This is a genomic window from Bacillus cereus group sp. Bce019 (assembly GCF_051781745.1).
Classification (GTDB): Bacteria; Bacillota; Bacilli; order Bacillales; family Bacillaceae_G; genus Bacillus_A; species Bacillus_A cereus.
In genome coordinates, this window is sequence record NZ_JBPWJX010000008.1 from 25,568 (window position 1) to 41,058 (window position 15,491).

The following is a 15,491-nucleotide window of genomic DNA, read 5'->3' on the forward strand; positions in this document are numbered from 1 at the left end:
GAAGCTATCATATAAATGTATAAAACGTTTACTAATATAAGCGAAGGGAAGAATAGCATGTCACATTCAATCGAACAACTTTCTATCAACACGATTCGCACATTATCCATCGATGCGATTGAAAAAGCAAACTCTGGTCACCCAGGAATGCCAATGGGTGCAGCACCAATGGCTTATACATTATGGACTCAATTTATGAAACACAATCCAAATAACCCAACGTGGTTTAACCGTGATCGTTTCGTATTATCTGCAGGTCATGGTTCAATGTTATTATACAGCCTACTTCACCTATCTGGTTATGATGTAACAATGGATGACTTAAAGAACTTCCGTCAATGGGGAAGCAAAACTCCAGGACATCCTGAGTACGGTCATACAGCTGGTGTAGATGCAACGACTGGTCCACTTGGACAAGGTATTGCAACTGCTGTAGGTATGGCAATGGCTGAAAGACATTTAGCTGCTAAATATAACCGTGATGCGTATAATGTAGTAGATCATTATACATACGCTATTTGTGGTGATGGAGATTTAATGGAGGGCGTTTCTGCTGAAGCATCTTCATTAGCTGCTCATTTACAATTAGGTCGTCTTGTTGTGCTTTACGATTCAAACGATATTTCATTAGATGGCGATTTAAATCGTTCATTCTCTGAAAGTGTAGAAGATCGTTACAAAGCATACGGATGGCAAGTAATCCGTGTTGAGGATGGAAACGATATTGAAGCAATCGCGAAAGCAATTGAAGAAGCGAAAGCTGACGAAAAACGCCCAACGCTAATTGAAGTAAGAACGACAATTGGTTTCGGTTCTCCAAACAAATCAGGAAAATCAGCTTCACATGGTTCTCCACTTGGTGTAGAAGAAACAAAATTAACGAAAGAAGCATATGCTTGGACTGCTGAGCAAGACTTCCACGTAGCAGAAGAAGTATATGACAACTTCCGTAAAACAGTACAAGATGTTGGTGAAACTGCGCAAGCTGAGTGGAACACGATGCTAGGTGAATATGCACAAGCATACCCAGAATTAGCAAACGAATTCCAAGCAGCAATGAACGGTCAACTTCCAGAAGGTTGGGAGCAAAACTTACCAACTTATGAATTAGGATCAAAAGCAGCAACTCGTAATTCTTCTGGTGCTGTAATTAATGCAATTGCAGAGTCTGTACCATCATTCTTCGGTGGATCTGCTGACCTTGCTGGTTCTAACAAAACATACATGAATAACGAAAAAGACTTTACAAGAGATGATTACAGCGGTAAAAACATTTGGTACGGTGTACGTGAGTTCGCAATGGGTGCAGCAATGAACGGTATTGCACTACATGGTGGTTTAAAAACTTACGGTGGTACGTTCTTCGTATTCTCTGATTACTTACGTCCAGCAATTCGCCTTGCAGCATTAATGCAATTGCCAGTAACGTATGTATTCACACATGACAGTATCGCTGTTGGTGAAGATGGTCCAACACATGAACCAATCGAGCAATTAGCAGCGCTTCGTGCAATGCCAAACGTTTCTGTTATCCGTCCTGCTGATGGTAACGAATCTGTTGCAGCTTGGAGACTAGCTTTAGAATCTACAAACAAACCAACTGCTTTAGTATTAACTCGTCAAGACCTTCCAACATTAGAAGGTGCAAAAGATGATACGTATGAAAAAGTAGCAAAAGGTGCATATGTAGTTTCTGCAAGCAAGAAAGAAACGGCTGACGTAATCTTACTTGCAACTGGATCTGAAGTAAGCCTAGCTGTTGAAGCTCAAAAAGCATTAGCGGTAGACGGCGTTGACGCAGCTGTTGTCAGCATGCCATCTATGGATCGCTTCGAAGCTCAAACTGCAGAGTACAAAGAATCTGTATTACCAAAAGCAGTAACAAAACGTTTCGCAATCGAAATGGGTGCTACATTCGGATGGCACCGTTACGTAGGTCTTGAAGGAGATGTGTTAGGTATCGATACATTCGGTGCTTCTGCTCCTGGTGAGAAGATTATGGAAGAGTATGGATTTACTGTAGAGAACGTTGTTCGTAAAGTAAAAGAAATGCTTTAATGATTTCAGAAAAATCTCTCCGGCATGGAGAGGTTTTTCTATGTAAATGAGTTTTTTCGACAGAAAAAGTTTTTTATCTCTCCGCAGTCAGACAATCATTGCAAATTTTCTTATATATAATGAAGAGAAAAGGTTGTCCAGATTGGGAGTGGAAAAATGAAAACGTATGAATTGTATTTAATTCAAGAGGATATTGCGAAAGCTTATTTTGGTCGTGAATATTTGTTTTTTGATTTATTTGCTCGATTTTCAGAATCTGGGTCCCTTTCGGAGAAAAAAGTGTTATATAAGCAAATGATGTATATAACGATGCCATTGCAAGTAATGAAAATTCATCATAAATTAGAACAAGCTTTGCGCGTTCTTGGTAAATATGATAGAACACATCATACACATACACTTTATACGGGAGCGGAGTACGGCGAAATAATGGTGAAACCGCACTATATTCGTATGAATACCTCTGGAAATGTCTCTATGGAAACGACGTTCTTTGAGGTGTTAAGAAAGTGTGAATTAACATTTTTAGCTATGGATTATGAAAATACAAAGTACGGATGGCTGAATCCTCTAAAACAAGTACGAACATATGTGTAAAAAATGTCGAATTGTATCTTGTCTTATTGAAAAGGTTTTAGTACACTGTAAGGTAGACAACATGAAGGAGGAAAATATATGCCAATTTGGTTAGGTATTCTAGTGGGCGTAGTAGCACTAGTAGCAGGCGTGGCGTTAGGATTTTTCATTGCCCGCAAATACATGATGAATTACTTACAAAAAAATCCACCAATTAACGAACAAATGTTAAAAATGATGATGATGCAAATGGGACAAAAACCTTCCCAAAAGAAAATCAATCAAATGATGAGCGCAATGAACAAGCAACAAATGAAATAAGCGCTAAAAGACACTCGCTAAGAGTGTCTTTCTTTTTGTTAGTTATAGTTTTTAAAACTTTTAAAAATTCTGTATTTTTGGTAAACTGAAAACATCGCTCATTTTAAGGGAGGAGGAAAAAAATGAAAGTGTTTATGAATTTAGCGTGGTTTTTTAAACAAGAAAAACGAGCGTACATAACTGGAATTATTTTATTGTTTGGCGTTGCACTTTTAGAACTTGTAGCACCAAAAGTAATTGGAATCGTTGTAGATGAAATTAATGATGGAACATTGACGACCGATAAGTTACTAAAATGGGTTGTACTATTAGTAATTGTAGGTATTACGATGTACATATTACGTTACATATGGCGTATTATGATTTTCGGGTCTTCATTAAAATTAGCTCGCCAATTACGAAAAAATTTGTATGAACATTTTACAAAGATGAGTCCATCTTTCTATCAGTCAAATCGGACAGGTGATTTAATGGCACATGCGACCAATGATATTCAAGCGATCCAGCAAACTGCTGGAGCAGGTGTTTTGACGCTTGTTGACTCATTAGCTGTCGGAGGATGTGTACTCGTAGCGATGGGTTTTACAATTAGTTGGAAGTTAACATTATTAAGTTTAATTCCAATGCCGATTGTAGCTATTTCGACAAATTATTATGGAACTTTATTACATAAAAGGTTTCATAAAGCACAGCAATCGTTTTCGGAAATCAATGATAAAGTGCAAGAGAGTATGAGTGGAATGAAAGTGATTCGTTCGCTTGGACAAGAGAAAGAAGATTTACAGGCGTTTCGAAGAAAATCAGAAGATGTTGTACATAAAAATGTGTTAGTTGCACGTATTGATTCGTTATTTGATCCGACAATCTCTCTTATCGTTGGATTTTCTTTTTTAATCGCAGTATGTTACGGATCGGTATTAGTTGTAAGAGGTGAATTAACAGTAGGTGATCTCGTTACATTTACGACATATTTAGGTACCCTCGTTTGGCCAATGTTAGCGTTTGGATGGTTATTCAATATTATGGAGCGTGGGCGTGCTTCATATGACCGTGTAGAAAAAATTCTTTCACAAAAATCAGATGTAGTAAATAGCGAAAATGCTGTACATACAATAGCGAGCGGTAATGTTTCGTTTGCCGTTGATTCATTTTCGTATAAGAAAAATGAATTGTTACATTTAAACGATATTCACTTTGATTTGAAGAAGGGCGAAACGCTAGGAGTTGTAGGACGTACAGGCGCAGGGAAAACGACTTTATTAAAATGTTTAATCCGTGAGTATGATCATTTTAATGGTGAATTAAAAATTGGGGAGCGAGATATTCGAGATATAACACTTCATGGTGTCCGTTCTGCCATTTCATACGTGCCGCAAGATCATTTTTTATTTTCAGCAAGTATTGGCGAGAATATTGCCTTTGGAAAGGCGGATGCTACATATAATGAAATTACCCAAGCAGCAGAGATTGCTTGTATTCATAATGACATCCTCCAATTTTCAGAAGGATATGAAACAGTAGTAGGGGAAAGAGGTGTTTCGTTATCTGGTGGTCAAAAACAGCGAATCTCTATTGCTCGTGCTTTATTAACAAATGCTGAAATTTTAATTTTGGATGATTGTTTATCAGCGGTAGATGCAAAAACAGAAGAGACGATTTTAAGTGCCTTAAAGAGGGAGAGAGCAGGGAAAACGACGATTATTACTGCACACCGATTAAGTGCAATTCAGCATGCCAATCTTATTCTTGTTGTTGATGAAGGTAGAATTGTACAAAGAGGTACACATGAGGAATTAATGAAGGAAAACGGCTGGTATAAGGAAATGTATGAAAGCCAGCAATTAGAAGCTTTAGTCGAGAAAGGAGGCGTATGATGGTAGAGAAGAAGCGAAGTGATTTAAGTAGATTGCTTTCCTATATGAAGCCATATAAAGGGTTACTATCTTTAGCATTTATCTTTTTAGTTGGTGCGACAGTAACGGAAATGATGGGTCCTTTTTTAATTAAACAATTCCTCGATGAACACCTAGTACCGCGGGATTTTGAACGATCAGCGCTCGTTACTTTATTTGTAATTTACATAGTTGCTCATTTATTAAAAGTACTATTTACGTATTTAAATCTATTGTACTTTCAGAACATTGCTTTTAAGATTGTTCAAGATATGCGAGTTGAAGTATATGAACATGTTCAAAAGCTGTCATTAAGTTTCTTTGATCGTACGCCGATTGGTACACTTGTATCGCGTATAACAAATGATACGGAAGCGATTAAAGATTTTTATGTCAGTGTATTATCAACATTTGTAAAAAATGTAGTCTTTTTAGTAGGTATTTTAGTAGCGATGTTTTTATTAGATGTAAAATTAGCGCTATTTTCTCTCGTATTAATTCCGATAATGTTTGCGATTATGGTATTATATCGCCGGAAAAGTGCAGCTTTTTATTTAGAAGTACGTAATCAACTAAGCGTGTTAAATGCAAGGTTGAACGAGTCCATACAAGGAATGAATATTGTTCAAGTGTTCAGACAAGAAAAACGTATGAGAAAAGAGTTTGAAGAAGTGAATAATAAACATTATAGTGCAGGGCGACGTACTTTGAAGTTAGACGCATTACTTTTACGACCAGCTACGGATTTAGTACATATTGTAGCTATTGCGTTAGTACTAGGTTTATTTGGGATTGATGCTTTAAAGAGCCCTGTTGAAGTAGGAGTTTTATATGCTTTTGTTAACTATATACATCGTTTCTTCCAACCTGTAAATGAGATGATGATGAAATTGTCCTTCTTCCAACAGGCACTTGTTTCGTCATCACGTGTATTTCATTTAATGGACGAGAAAGATTTAGCACCGGTTCAAAAAGGTAATGAGAATCCTCAAATCGTGGATGGAGATATTGAATTTAAAAATGTTACTTTTTCATATGATGGAAAGCGTGACGTTTTAAAAAATGTATCATTTCACGTGAAACAAGGGCAAACGGTTGCTTTTGTTGGGCATACTGGTAGCGGAAAAAGTACGATTATGAATTTGTTAATGCGATTTTATAATATTAAGTCAGGAAATATTGTAATAGACGGTGTAGATTTAGAAAAATTTGAAGAACGAGAGATTAGAAAGAAAATAGGACTCGTATTGCAAGATGCATTTTTATTTGCTGGAAATGTAAAGCAAAATATTCGTATGTATAATGAAGAAATTACGGATGAAGAAGTAAAAGAAGCTGCTCGATTTGTGCAAGCGAATACGTTTATTGAAAAGTTACCAAAACAGTATGAAACAGAAGTAGTAGAAAGAGGTGCAGCATTTTCAAGCGGTCAACGACAATTAATTGCTTTCGCTAGAACGATAGCAACGAATCCGAAAGTATTAGTATTAGATGAAGCAACAGCTAATATCGATACAGAAACAGAAGAGGCTATTCAAACAGCGTTGCAACAAATGCGAAAAGGTAGAACGACGATAGCCATTGCGCATAGGTTATCTACAATTCAAGATGCGGATCAAATTTTTGTGATGCATGATGGAGAGATAGTAGAGAGAGGGACACATCAAGAATTATTAAGTGAGCAAGGTTTGTATTATAATATGTATTTGCTACAAAATAAAGTGAGTTTGCAAAAGGCCTTGTAATATAAGGTCTTTTTTATTTTGTATACAAAATATGTTTACTCTTTGTTTCTATAGCATAAATGTCGTGTCCTCTTATGAAACTTGTACATATTGTATGTATACGAAGTAAAAAAATGATAGGAGATTTTATATGCAAAACAGATCAAGTTCAAATGTTACGTTTATTGATGTGTCTCATTGGGAAGGGAATATTGATTGGAATGCAGTGAAGGCATCTGGAATTCCAGCAGCGTATGCAAAAGCGACAGAAGGTGTAAACTACATTGATCCTACTTTTACTAAGAATGTACAAGCAGCACGAAATGCGAATGTATTAATTGGTGCATACCATTTTGCGCGCCCAGAACAAAATGATGCAATTTCAGAGGCAAAATATTTTGTGAGTATATTACAAAATAACCAGACAGACTTAATGCCAGTTCTGGATTTAGAATCACCAATAGATCCGAGTAACAGTAATTTAACTGGTAACGCTATATCGAATTGGGCAAGAAGCTTCATAAATTATGTGAAACAGGCTACTGGAAAAGATGTAATGTTATATACAGGAGTTTGGTATATTAATGAGTTCGGAATTAGCGGATTAAGTGATATACCGCTTTGGATTGCTAAATACTCGAGTACACCGCCTGCTGATGCTGGTGGATGGACAACGTGGACAGCGTGGCAGTACACAGATTCTGGACAAATTTCAGGCGTAGGAAATTGTGATGTATCAGCTGCAGTTTCATTAGAAGCTTTAAAAGGGAATGGAGCAAGTGGTGGAGGTAATGTTTCCCCGCCTAATAATGCAACTCCAGTGTACGGGGTTGCTATAATTAATGGAGATAATGTGAATTTGAGAAGTGGACCATCTTTGCAGTCTAGTGTAATTCGCCAATTGAATCGTGGCGAAACATATGAAGTTTGGGGAGAACAAGATGGATGGCTTTGTTTAGGGACAAATCAGTGGGTATATAATGATCCGAGTTATATTCAGTATAAACATTATGTGGCGACTATTACTGGTGATAATGTAAATTTGCGTGATGCTCCATCATTAAATGGAAATGTTATAAGACAGTTACATCATGGTGAATCGTATCGAGTATGGAGTAAGCAAGATGGATGGCTTTGCTTAGGGACAAATCAATGGATATACTATGATCCAAGTTATATTCAGTATGGTGTACAATAGAGTGAAAATAAAAGGTGCCCCGTCAGAGGTGCCTTTTATTAAAAATATACAACTTTTACAAAGTCTATATCGAAACCATAGTATACTATAATAGATATATTTATAAAAAAATAATCGAAAATGAAATAAAGGGGTAAAAATATGAATTATGTGCTAATAGGTGCGGTTTTAATATTATTAGCTGTAGTATTTGTGCTGTTTTATAAAAATAAACAGTTAGAATCAGAGAGTCAGCAAGTAGAATTTGAAAAGAAACAAGCGATTGAAACGTATAAAAATGAAATTGCAGCTACGGTGATAGAGCATAAAGAACAACAAAATAATTTAAAAAATATGGAACAGAAAAAATACAATGATTTACAAGTAAGTGCAAATAGAGAAATTGAAAATATGCGTATGATGAAAAATCAATTAGCTGTGCAGCATAGTAAAGAACGTAGTGAAATGCAAAATAAACATAATAACGAAATACATATGTTTCAAAAACTAATTGCAAATCTACGAGAATATACTAAAAACGGCGCTGAAATGAATACGTACGAAACATTACATTATATGAAACGAGGATTCATAGAGCAAGGCACCATATTAGATGCTGAAATTCAAATCATGCCGAATGTTTTTATTAAAAATAATAGTGAAATAAACGATAATCGAATCCATCATCTCATCTTGTGCAAAACTGGTATTTATCTACTTGAGACGAAAGAATGGGAAGAGAAATTAATTCATGGTTTAACGAAAGAAAATGCTGGTATATATTCATTTATGATTGATGAAATGGGTAAGTATCAACAAGAAGTTGAAAAAGAAGAGACATTTGAATATATAGTAGGTAAAGATTCGTCAACTATACAAGTGAAAAATGAAGGGAATCCAGTATATAGGGCGAAGAAACTATCTCAAATTTTATACAGTGGTTTGAAAGAAATGCAGGCTAATAGTATAAAAGAAAAAGTAAAACCAGTTGTATATTTTTATAATAAAAATGGAAAAGAAATAGTAGACCTTTCTAGTGAGGAAACACCTAGATTAAAAGATCGGGAGCAAATTGTAACGTTCTTTAGAAATGAAATATTAGCAGGGGAAGTAGTATATACAGTGCAAGAATTAGAACAGATTCAAGAAATGATTAGCCGGATGAATTATATAGTGAGTTAAAAGGGGAGATCTTTCTGAACGCTATGCTACGTGGCATTTTGTATGTCTCTTTTTGTTTATATATAGTAATGTACATTGTATTTATATTCGTCATTGATATGGTCCATATACCCTTAAGTGTAAGGAGCATTTTTGTAGTATTCATACCATTTGTTTTATTAGTCATGATTCAAAGGGCTATTTTATATGTTTCTAAAAATCGTAATGAAGAAAAGAAGCAAATGTTGGGGGGGTTAATAGTAGCACTCATACCATTAATAGTGTGCACTGTACAACTAAGTGTAAATGAATATACATCAAAGTTTAATCAAAATAGATGGTTAAATCATGCAGATAAGCGGGTACATATGGTAGATGATCTATTACAAAAATATAAATTAAAAGGGAAATCAAATGAAGAAATTACACAATTGTTAGGAGCCCCAACGGAAACGAGAAGTGGGGGAGAAGGAGTTATCACTTTGTATTATCTTGGGACTGAACGTGGCTTTATCCCAATAGATAGCGAACAGCTTATTTTACAATTTGATAGAGATGGTAAAGTCATGGAATATACGGTGCATAAAGATTAAAGAAACGTGGAGGGAAGCTATATGTTATAGCTTCTTTTTTATTTTTCAATATGTCAAGGAAGGGGGAGAAGGTTTTTGAGTGGAATAAGGAATGAAAGCGGAGGTGATGCATATATATAGATGCATTGGGCGATTATTCGCCCGATTGGTGAGGGTTAATAATCAATAAGTACGGACAAAAACCCCACTGATGAAAGTTTCACTTTATCATATTGTATAAATGAAAAGGAGGTAAGACGGTGAAAGCAATCCCGACTGATGTCCTGAGTAAAGAATTGATGGAAAGAGAAGGAGTTATATCTATTACAGTAAAGGAATTTGAAAAAATAGAAGTAGCTGGAGTAGTAGTAGCTGGTCCAGCGGTCATTTTGATTAATCAAGATTAAGTACATATCATTGAAATAAAAAGCATCCATCTAGGATGCTTTTTATTTGTATGTAAGGATAAATATGATGGATAATTGTGTTACTGGAGGGAAAGTCTGTGGCAATTATTATAACAATGTTAGTAATGGGTATTTTATTAGGATTTGTTGGAGCTGGAGGAGCTGGGTTTATTATCGCGATACTCACTTTAGTATTTCATATTCCTATTCATGTTGCTCTTGCAACATCTTTAACTGCAATGGCGTTTACGACATTATCAGGTGTTGTCAGTCATTACCGTGAAGGTAATGTAGCACTTATTATAGGCGGGATTGTTGGGGGATTTGGCGCAATTGGCTCTTATATTGGTTCTAAATTTGGTTCACTTATACCAGCACATCTTCTTCATTGGTTTACAGCTGGGATGTTATTTTTATCGGCAATTTTTATGTTTATTAAATTAATTATGTTCCAAAACAAAGAACAGTCATCTTTATATAAGCATAAAGAGTTTTCCATGAACTACTTGTTGAAATGTATATGCCTTGGATTAGTTACTGGAATGATGGCTGGTTCATTTGGGATTGGTTCTGCACCGTTTATTCAGCTTGGATTAATGGTTCTATTGGGATTAACGATTCAGCAATCTGTAGGGACAACAATGCTTGTTATATTACCGATTGCAATTGGAGGCGGTCTAGGATATAGTTCGGAAGGATATTTAGATTATATATTGTTATTGCAAGTATTAATTGGGACCATGTTAGGGGCATATATTGGCGCGAAGTTTACAAATTATGCACCGCGAATGCTTTTGAGGTTTTCGATGATTATGACACCGGTTTTAGCTGGATGTATGCTATTGATAGAGTAAGGTGAAATTATAATAAGTAGGGGGTTACTGCTTACAAATAGCGGGATAAAATTAATATAGCAAACTATTAATATATTTTACGAATGAATTATGTAGGTAATTCATATTTCCCATATAAAAGGATTTGTTTTAATATTATGAGTGTAAAGTTCGAGTATTCGAAGTACTACTTGAATTATATCCCTATCCCTTTTCTAAAAATGCGAACAAGTTTTGCCCTATTCTATTCAATAGTTAATTGCATAGAAATATATTGTTCGATGACCATTATGGAACGTACATAATGGGAAAATCCCGATCCTTAAAGAGGATGCCCCTAATCTTCATGTGAAAATATGATCGGATAAGAAAGCTGACCAATTTATGGTCGGCTTTCTTTTTGTTCAAAAACAATTTTTTCTTTAATTTCTGTTTGTAATAATACAGTTTTTCCGAAGCGACGTTTGCATTCCGCACGCACTTTTTCAATGGCTAGTAGCTGAGTAGTCGCGGGAACTGTGACAATAGCTTGGCGAGCCTTTCGATTTTCTTCACAAAAGACACATTCCACAACATAATTAGAAATCATATTTTCATCCTTCCAGTTTTAATTTCTAAACAAGGATTGTCTATGAAGTTGATGTAATTTTTCGTCATTGTTTTATTATTTTCCTCTTTTTTCAAGGGGAAAATAATAAAGAGGGCGAATTTTAGTAGGGGAGGGATGTTTATGGAGAGATGGATAGGTAGTGCAGCGGTATGTGTAAATGAAAGAAATGAAGTTTTAATGGTACTGCAGGGCAAAGAGGGAGAAGAAAAAAGATGGTCTGTCCCAAGTGGAGGACTTGAAAAGGGAGAGACACTAGAAGAATCTTGTATCAGGGAAGTTTGGGAAGAAACAGGTTACAATGTGGAAGTGGTAAATAAAATATATGAAAAAGAGGGTATTACATACGGTGTTCCAGTGTATGTCCATTATTATTTTGTTAAACAAATAGGCGGTAATATGAAAATCCAAGATCCTGATGAGTTAATACATGAAATTGCTTGGAAAGGGATACATGAAGTTGAACAATTGTGTTTAGCTTTTCCAGAGGATTATGAATTGCTGTGCCAATATATAGATAAAGAAGCAAGTATGTAAATACTTGCTTCTTTAATGTATCCAAGACAAGAAAAGCGGAACGATAACTAAACTAGCGCCTGCTGTTAAAAGCATGGATAAACTTGCAATTGTTCCTTCCACAGGACCGATTTCGAATGCTTTTGATGTACCGGTTCCATTTGCGCTTGTTCCTAACATAATACCTTTTGCGATTGCTGTTTTAATACGGCAAATACGTATGAGAGAAGGACCGAGCAATGCTCCTGTTAAGGCAGTTAAAACGACAAATACAGCAGTTAATTGTGACATACCACCAATCATTTCTGAAATAGCCATTGCGATTGGTGTTGTTACGATATGTGGTGCTAAACTATGTTCTAGTGATGAATCAATTTGAAAATAATTTGCTAGTAGTGCTGAAGTAATAACTGATAAAAACGAACCGACAATGACATTAAGTAAGATAGCCATTCCATGTTTCTTTAATAAATCAAAATATTTATAGATTGGCCATGCAAAAGCAACTGTTGCGGGCTTTAATAATTCAGTTAACCAGTGACCACCAGATTCATATGTTTCATAAGGTGTATCTAATCCGAGCAATAAAGCAATTAAAATAATGGGACAGACGAGAAGAGGAGAAAGTAGACTCCAATTCCAACGTTGATACATTTTTTTTGATATCCAATATGTGAATAGTGTTAATAATAAACAAAGAAATCCGATCATTGCGTTGATCCTTTCCGCTTTAGTAGCAATTCTGTTAAAAGTCCTGTAACTAAGGTAACGCAAAGAGTGCTAATCATAATAATTAAAATGAGATCGATTCCATATTGTGTTAATGTATCTCTGTAACGTATGACAGCGACTGCAGAAGGGATGAAAAATAAAATAAGTTCTTTTAATAAAAAATCTGCTCCGTCCTGTATCCATTCTTTCTTAACTATGTTAAATTTTAACGAAATTAATAATAAAAAAATACCGATTATACTTCCTGGAACTGGGAGGTGTGCCTGTTTTGCAATCCATTCACCTGTCCAAGCGAAACAAAATAGTAACAAAATTTGTCCGCTTAACTTCCACCATTTCATACAGTAACCACCTCTTTCTTTTTTTACATAAAAATTGTAAAAAAGAATTAACAATTTCTACTATACGTTCATTCAAAATATTTGTCTAATATATAAATTATATGTTATTAATATATTAGACATATTAATCGAAAGTGAAAAGGGTGTCCAAAAATGGAATTACGGCATTTGCAATATTTTGTTGTTGTGGCAGAAGAGTTACACTTTGGACGGGCAGCTGCTCGTTTACAAATGACACAACCACCACTTAGTCAACAAATACAGCAATTAGAAAAAGAAATGGGAGTTACATTATTTTCAAGAACGAAAAGAAAGGTTGAACTAACAGAAGCAGGAGAAATGTTTTTAAAAGAAGTAAAAAAAGCGTTTGAACAAATTGAAAAAGCAGTAGAAGTTGCACAAAGTGCGCAAAGGGGAGAAGTAGGATCACTTTCAATTGGTTTTGTAGGTGCGGCGATATATGATATTTTACCATCAATTGTTAGGGAATATAGAAAGAAATTTCCGAGAGTGTCTGTTGCATTACATGAATTGTCAACACCAGATCAAGTTCATGCACTTCATGATAACCGTATTGATATTGGCTTTTTACGTCCACCAATTCCAACACAATTATTAGAATTAGAGCCAATTCAAAGGTTATCTTGTACCTTATGTTTACCAAAGGCACATCCACTTGCAGAGAAAGATGAAATACATATAGAAGATTTACGAGATGAGCCGTTTGTATTTATTACGAGACCAGTATGGCCAGCTTTGTATGATACAATTTTATCTCTTTGCAGAGAAGTTGGATTTAGTCCACGTATTGTACAAGAAGCAACAGAGTATCAAACAGTTATGGGGCTTGTAGCGGCAGGGATTGGAATTACAGTAATACCCGTATCGGCAAATAAGTTATATAAAACAGAAGTTGTATATAAAGAATTATATGATTCTAATTTTGTGGCAGAAATGTCAGTGGCTTACAAAAAAATGAATAGTAATCCAGAGTTGCTAGAGTTTTTAAAAATTGCAAGAGAGAAGAAAAGAATAGAAGTAGAAGATGAGTAATAGTAGTAACAGAAAATGAAGTTAATTCAGATTTATAAAAGTACACCTTGTTAAACAATAAAGCGGAAATGCAACTTAAGTTGCATTTCCGCTTTATTGTTCTTTTTTTAGCTCGATACTAAATAGATAAACGTGTTCATTCTCTTTTAAGAGTAAATCAATACCTTTGTCTTCGTCAATTGTAGGGACGCTTACAGTTTCTTTACTTGTTTGGATTACAGCAGCTAAAATTGTTTTTTGATTGTATTTTAAATTTTTTATAGATTGGATTGTAGTAGTTGCGGAGCTATTTACGCTTGGTGGTGCTTCTTCATGAACAAGCGTTGAAGCACCTTCAATATTCATATACCACTGCCTTTTTTCTTGTATATCTTTATCGAATTGGAAATGTGGTGGTAAAAAAGAAAGCTTTACTTTCTTTTTTGAAAAATGTGAGGTAGCTATATTAGCAATTTCTTTTGTTTTTTTACCATTGTTATAATAATCAATTGTAGCATTTATTTCATCTTTATCATTTTTAAGCGTAACGTTATAAAACATGCTATTTCCTTCTTGAAAAGGAGTCATTTGTAAAATAGAAGCTTGCTCTTTTGTTAATTTGTATGGCTCAACAATGGCAACTTCATTGTTTTTTATTTGGCTACAACTTGTGAGTAATAATAAAAACAAGATTGATAGTAATTTTATACGCATGCAATCTCCTCCTTTTTACAATTATATTCTAAATGTGATTTTTTATCATTTCGTTTTCTAGGACTAAAGACTTAGAAGAAATTCCGATTGTAGTGCGATGTTTAAAATGTCATATTTTTATACACTAGTAGTATAGAATGCGTATGTAATAAGGTAGGGGAAGAATTTTATGTCTTTATGTCGGTTAGCGAGAAAAAATATTAGAACATTTGCTACCAAAAGGATGAAGCAATTTATGTGGATTGCTATGAGTATTATGATTTTGTTTTTTATGATATCGTTACAATTTAATGAAGGAGCTATTTTGAAAGTAGGGGATGCATTTGTATTTCAAATGTATTTTTACACACTGTTTATTGTACTAATTTTCATATGTATTTTTACTACATATAAAATGATGTACTCCCTTTTGCTAGTGAGGAGAGAGGAGTTTACATCTTATGTAGCAGAAAATATAAAAAGAAAAGAAGTACTATGTTTATTATGTCAGGAGCAATTATTCATTTATGGAGCAGCGTTTGTTTTTGGATTAGTTAATGGGATGTTATTTTTAAAATTATTTACGATTATCTTTATAAGAATAGCAGGAATACAAGGGATAAATAGTGCACCGATTACAATATATGCAATAGTAGTAGTGAGTATAATTATGATTGTTATCCTTCTATTATCGATGGTGCAATGTTTTCGATTTGTTCAAAGTTTACAAGATAAAAATTCGTTGCATTTCAAGAAAAAGGCATGAGAAATCATGCCTTTTTCCATTTTACACATAAAAATAATCATGTTACAGTGAAAAGACCTGACAAAGAATGGGAAGGAAAGGTT

Annotated in this window: 17 protein-coding genes; 13 read left to right on the forward strand and 4 right to left on the reverse strand. The window is 34.7% G+C overall.

The features are described from left to right. The first annotated feature begins 57 nt into the window (after positions 1–57). The 10 genes from tkt to ACS2QP_RS13320 all read left to right on the forward strand — a co-directional run bounded on the left by tkt (position 58) and on the right by ACS2QP_RS13320 (position 10,742). Complete coding sequence (tkt, locus tag ACS2QP_RS13275; protein WP_000019766.1) at positions 58–2,058, forward strand: transketolase; 2,001 nt, start codon at positions 58–60, stop codon at positions 2,056–2,058. Positions 2,059–2,214: 156 nt separating this feature from the next. After that, positions 2,215–2,655, forward strand: coding sequence for a sporulation inhibitor of replication protein SirA (gene sirA, locus ACS2QP_RS13280; RefSeq protein WP_000860645.1), 441 nt, complete (start codon positions 2,215–2,217; stop codon positions 2,653–2,655). 78 nt (positions 2,656–2,733) lie between these two features. Continuing rightward, positions 2,734–2,955: a YneF family protein gene (locus ACS2QP_RS13285; RefSeq protein ID WP_001123317.1), complete on the forward strand. Its 222-nt coding sequence runs from the start codon at positions 2,734–2,736 to the stop codon at positions 2,953–2,955. 122 nt (positions 2,956–3,077) lie between these two features. After that, the gene (locus ACS2QP_RS13290; RefSeq protein WP_000862455.1) at positions 3,078–4,829 is read left to right on the forward strand and encodes an ABC transporter ATP-binding protein; all 1,752 of its coding nucleotides are present in this window, start codon (positions 3,078–3,080) and stop codon (positions 4,827–4,829) included. After that, positions 4,829–6,592: an ABC transporter ATP-binding protein gene (locus ACS2QP_RS13295; protein WP_438882500.1), complete on the forward strand. Its 1,764-nt coding sequence runs from the start codon at positions 4,829–4,831 to the stop codon at positions 6,590–6,592. Before ACS2QP_RS13290 ends, ACS2QP_RS13295 begins: the two co-directional genes overlap by 1 nt. A gap of 130 nt (positions 6,593–6,722) precedes the next feature. Continuing rightward, on the forward strand, positions 6,723–7,769 hold the full coding sequence (locus tag ACS2QP_RS13300) for a GH25 family lysozyme (protein WP_001181393.1): 1,047 nt from the start codon (positions 6,723–6,725) through the stop codon (positions 7,767–7,769). Positions 7,770–7,910: 141 nt separating this feature from the next. Next, entirely contained in the window at positions 7,911–8,930 is a 1,020-nt protein-coding gene (locus tag ACS2QP_RS13305) for an NERD domain-containing protein (protein WP_001110280.1), read from the forward strand. Between the two features lie 23 nt (positions 8,931–8,953). Then, on the forward strand, positions 8,954–9,502 hold the full coding sequence (locus tag ACS2QP_RS13310) for a hypothetical protein (protein ID WP_017673069.1): 549 nt from the start codon (positions 8,954–8,956) through the stop codon (positions 9,500–9,502). 239 nt (positions 9,503–9,741) lie between these two features. Beyond that, positions 9,742–9,888, forward strand: a complete 147-nt coding sequence (locus tag ACS2QP_RS13315; RefSeq protein WP_000644411.1) for a BC1881 family protein — start codon at positions 9,742–9,744, stop codon at positions 9,886–9,888. Between the two features lie 98 nt (positions 9,889–9,986). Further along, on the forward strand, positions 9,987–10,742 hold the full coding sequence (locus ACS2QP_RS13320) for a sulfite exporter TauE/SafE family protein (RefSeq protein WP_059303518.1): 756 nt from the start codon (positions 9,987–9,989) through the stop codon (positions 10,740–10,742). A gap of 361 nt (positions 10,743–11,103) precedes the next feature. Here the strand turns inward: ACS2QP_RS13320 and ACS2QP_RS13325 are convergent, their stop codons facing one another. After that, entirely contained in the window at positions 11,104–11,310 is a 207-nt protein-coding gene (locus tag ACS2QP_RS13325) for a DUF3903 domain-containing protein (RefSeq protein WP_000625222.1), read from the reverse strand. 141 nt (positions 11,311–11,451) lie between these two features. On the opposite strand from ACS2QP_RS13325, the gene ACS2QP_RS13330 reads away from it, so the two are divergent. Further along, entirely contained in the window at positions 11,452–11,865 is a 414-nt protein-coding gene (locus ACS2QP_RS13330) for an NUDIX hydrolase (RefSeq protein WP_438882501.1), read from the forward strand. A 12-nt stretch (positions 11,866–11,877) separates the two neighbouring features. On the opposite strand, the gene ACS2QP_RS13335 is transcribed toward ACS2QP_RS13330, so the two are convergent. Both ACS2QP_RS13335 and ACS2QP_RS13340 read right to left on the reverse strand, forming a co-directional pair. Beyond that, positions 11,878–12,555: an LrgB family protein gene (locus ACS2QP_RS13335; RefSeq protein WP_000578954.1), complete on the reverse strand. Its 678-nt coding sequence runs from the start codon at positions 12,553–12,555 to the stop codon at positions 11,878–11,880. Further along, a complete protein-coding gene (locus tag ACS2QP_RS13340; protein ID WP_438882502.1) occupies positions 12,552–12,917 on the reverse strand; it encodes a CidA/LrgA family holin-like protein in 366 nt (121 codons plus the stop codon). The genes ACS2QP_RS13335 and ACS2QP_RS13340 overlap by 4 nt, the downstream gene beginning before the upstream one ends. Positions 12,918–13,070: 153 nt before the next feature. Here ACS2QP_RS13340 and alsR point away from each other — a divergent pair, with 153 nt between their 5' ends. Next, on the forward strand, positions 13,071–13,970 hold the full coding sequence (gene alsR / locus ACS2QP_RS13345; protein ID WP_000423234.1) for an acetoin biosynthesis transcriptional regulator AlsR: 900 nt from the start codon (positions 13,071–13,073) through the stop codon (positions 13,968–13,970). A 93-nt stretch (positions 13,971–14,063) separates the two neighbouring features. Here the strand turns inward: alsR and ACS2QP_RS13350 are convergent, their stop codons facing one another. After that, positions 14,064–14,663: a hypothetical protein gene (locus tag ACS2QP_RS13350; protein ID WP_001220617.1), complete on the reverse strand. Its 600-nt coding sequence runs from the start codon at positions 14,661–14,663 to the stop codon at positions 14,064–14,066. Between the two features lie 169 nt (positions 14,664–14,832). On the opposite strand from ACS2QP_RS13350, the gene ACS2QP_RS13355 reads away from it, so the two are divergent. Further along, positions 14,833–15,408, forward strand: coding sequence for an ABC transporter permease (locus ACS2QP_RS13355; protein ID WP_000050617.1), 576 nt, complete (start codon positions 14,833–14,835; stop codon positions 15,406–15,408). Positions 15,409–15,491: the final 83 nt, after the last annotated feature.

Excerpts from the sequence above, each read along its gene's own strand:
- ACS2QP_RS13325 (WP_000625222.1), bottom strand. The coding sequence starts at position 11,310 with ATGATTTCTAATTATGTTGTGGAATGTGTCTTTTGTGAAGAAAATCGA.
- ACS2QP_RS13355 (WP_000050617.1), top strand. The coding sequence starts at position 14,833 with ATGTCTTTATGTCGGTTAGCGAGAAAAAATATTAGAACATTTGCTACC.
- ACS2QP_RS13295 (WP_438882500.1), top strand. The coding sequence starts at position 4,829 with ATGGTAGAGAAGAAGCGAAGTGATTTAAGTAGATTGCTTTCCTATATG.
- ACS2QP_RS13310 (WP_017673069.1), top strand. The coding sequence starts at position 8,954 with ATGCTACGTGGCATTTTGTATGTCTCTTTTTGTTTATATATAGTAATG.
- ACS2QP_RS13305 (WP_001110280.1), top strand. The coding sequence starts at position 7,911 with ATGAATTATGTGCTAATAGGTGCGGTTTTAATATTATTAGCTGTAGTA.
- ACS2QP_RS13285 (WP_001123317.1), top strand. The coding sequence starts at position 2,734 with ATGCCAATTTGGTTAGGTATTCTAGTGGGCGTAGTAGCACTAGTAGCA.
- alsR (WP_000423234.1), top strand. The coding sequence starts at position 13,071 with ATGGAATTACGGCATTTGCAATATTTTGTTGTTGTGGCAGAAGAGTTA.
- sirA (WP_000860645.1), top strand. The coding sequence starts at position 2,215 with ATGAAAACGTATGAATTGTATTTAATTCAAGAGGATATTGCGAAAGCT.
- ACS2QP_RS13290 (WP_000862455.1), top strand. The coding sequence starts at position 3,078 with ATGAAAGTGTTTATGAATTTAGCGTGGTTTTTTAAACAAGAAAAACGA.
- ACS2QP_RS13340 (WP_438882502.1), bottom strand. The coding sequence starts at position 12,917 with ATGAAATGGTGGAAGTTAAGCGGACAAATTTTGTTACTATTTTGTTTC.
- ACS2QP_RS13330 (WP_438882501.1), top strand. The coding sequence starts at position 11,452 with ATGGAGAGATGGATAGGTAGTGCAGCGGTATGTGTAAATGAAAGAAAT.
- ACS2QP_RS13350 (WP_001220617.1), bottom strand. The coding sequence starts at position 14,663 with ATGCGTATAAAATTACTATCAATCTTGTTTTTATTATTACTCACAAGT.
- tkt (WP_000019766.1), top strand. The coding sequence starts at position 58 with ATGTCACATTCAATCGAACAACTTTCTATCAACACGATTCGCACATTA.
- ACS2QP_RS13335 (WP_000578954.1), bottom strand. The coding sequence starts at position 12,555 with ATGATCGGATTTCTTTGTTTATTATTAACACTATTCACATATTGGATA.
- ACS2QP_RS13300 (WP_001181393.1), top strand. The coding sequence starts at position 6,723 with ATGCAAAACAGATCAAGTTCAAATGTTACGTTTATTGATGTGTCTCAT.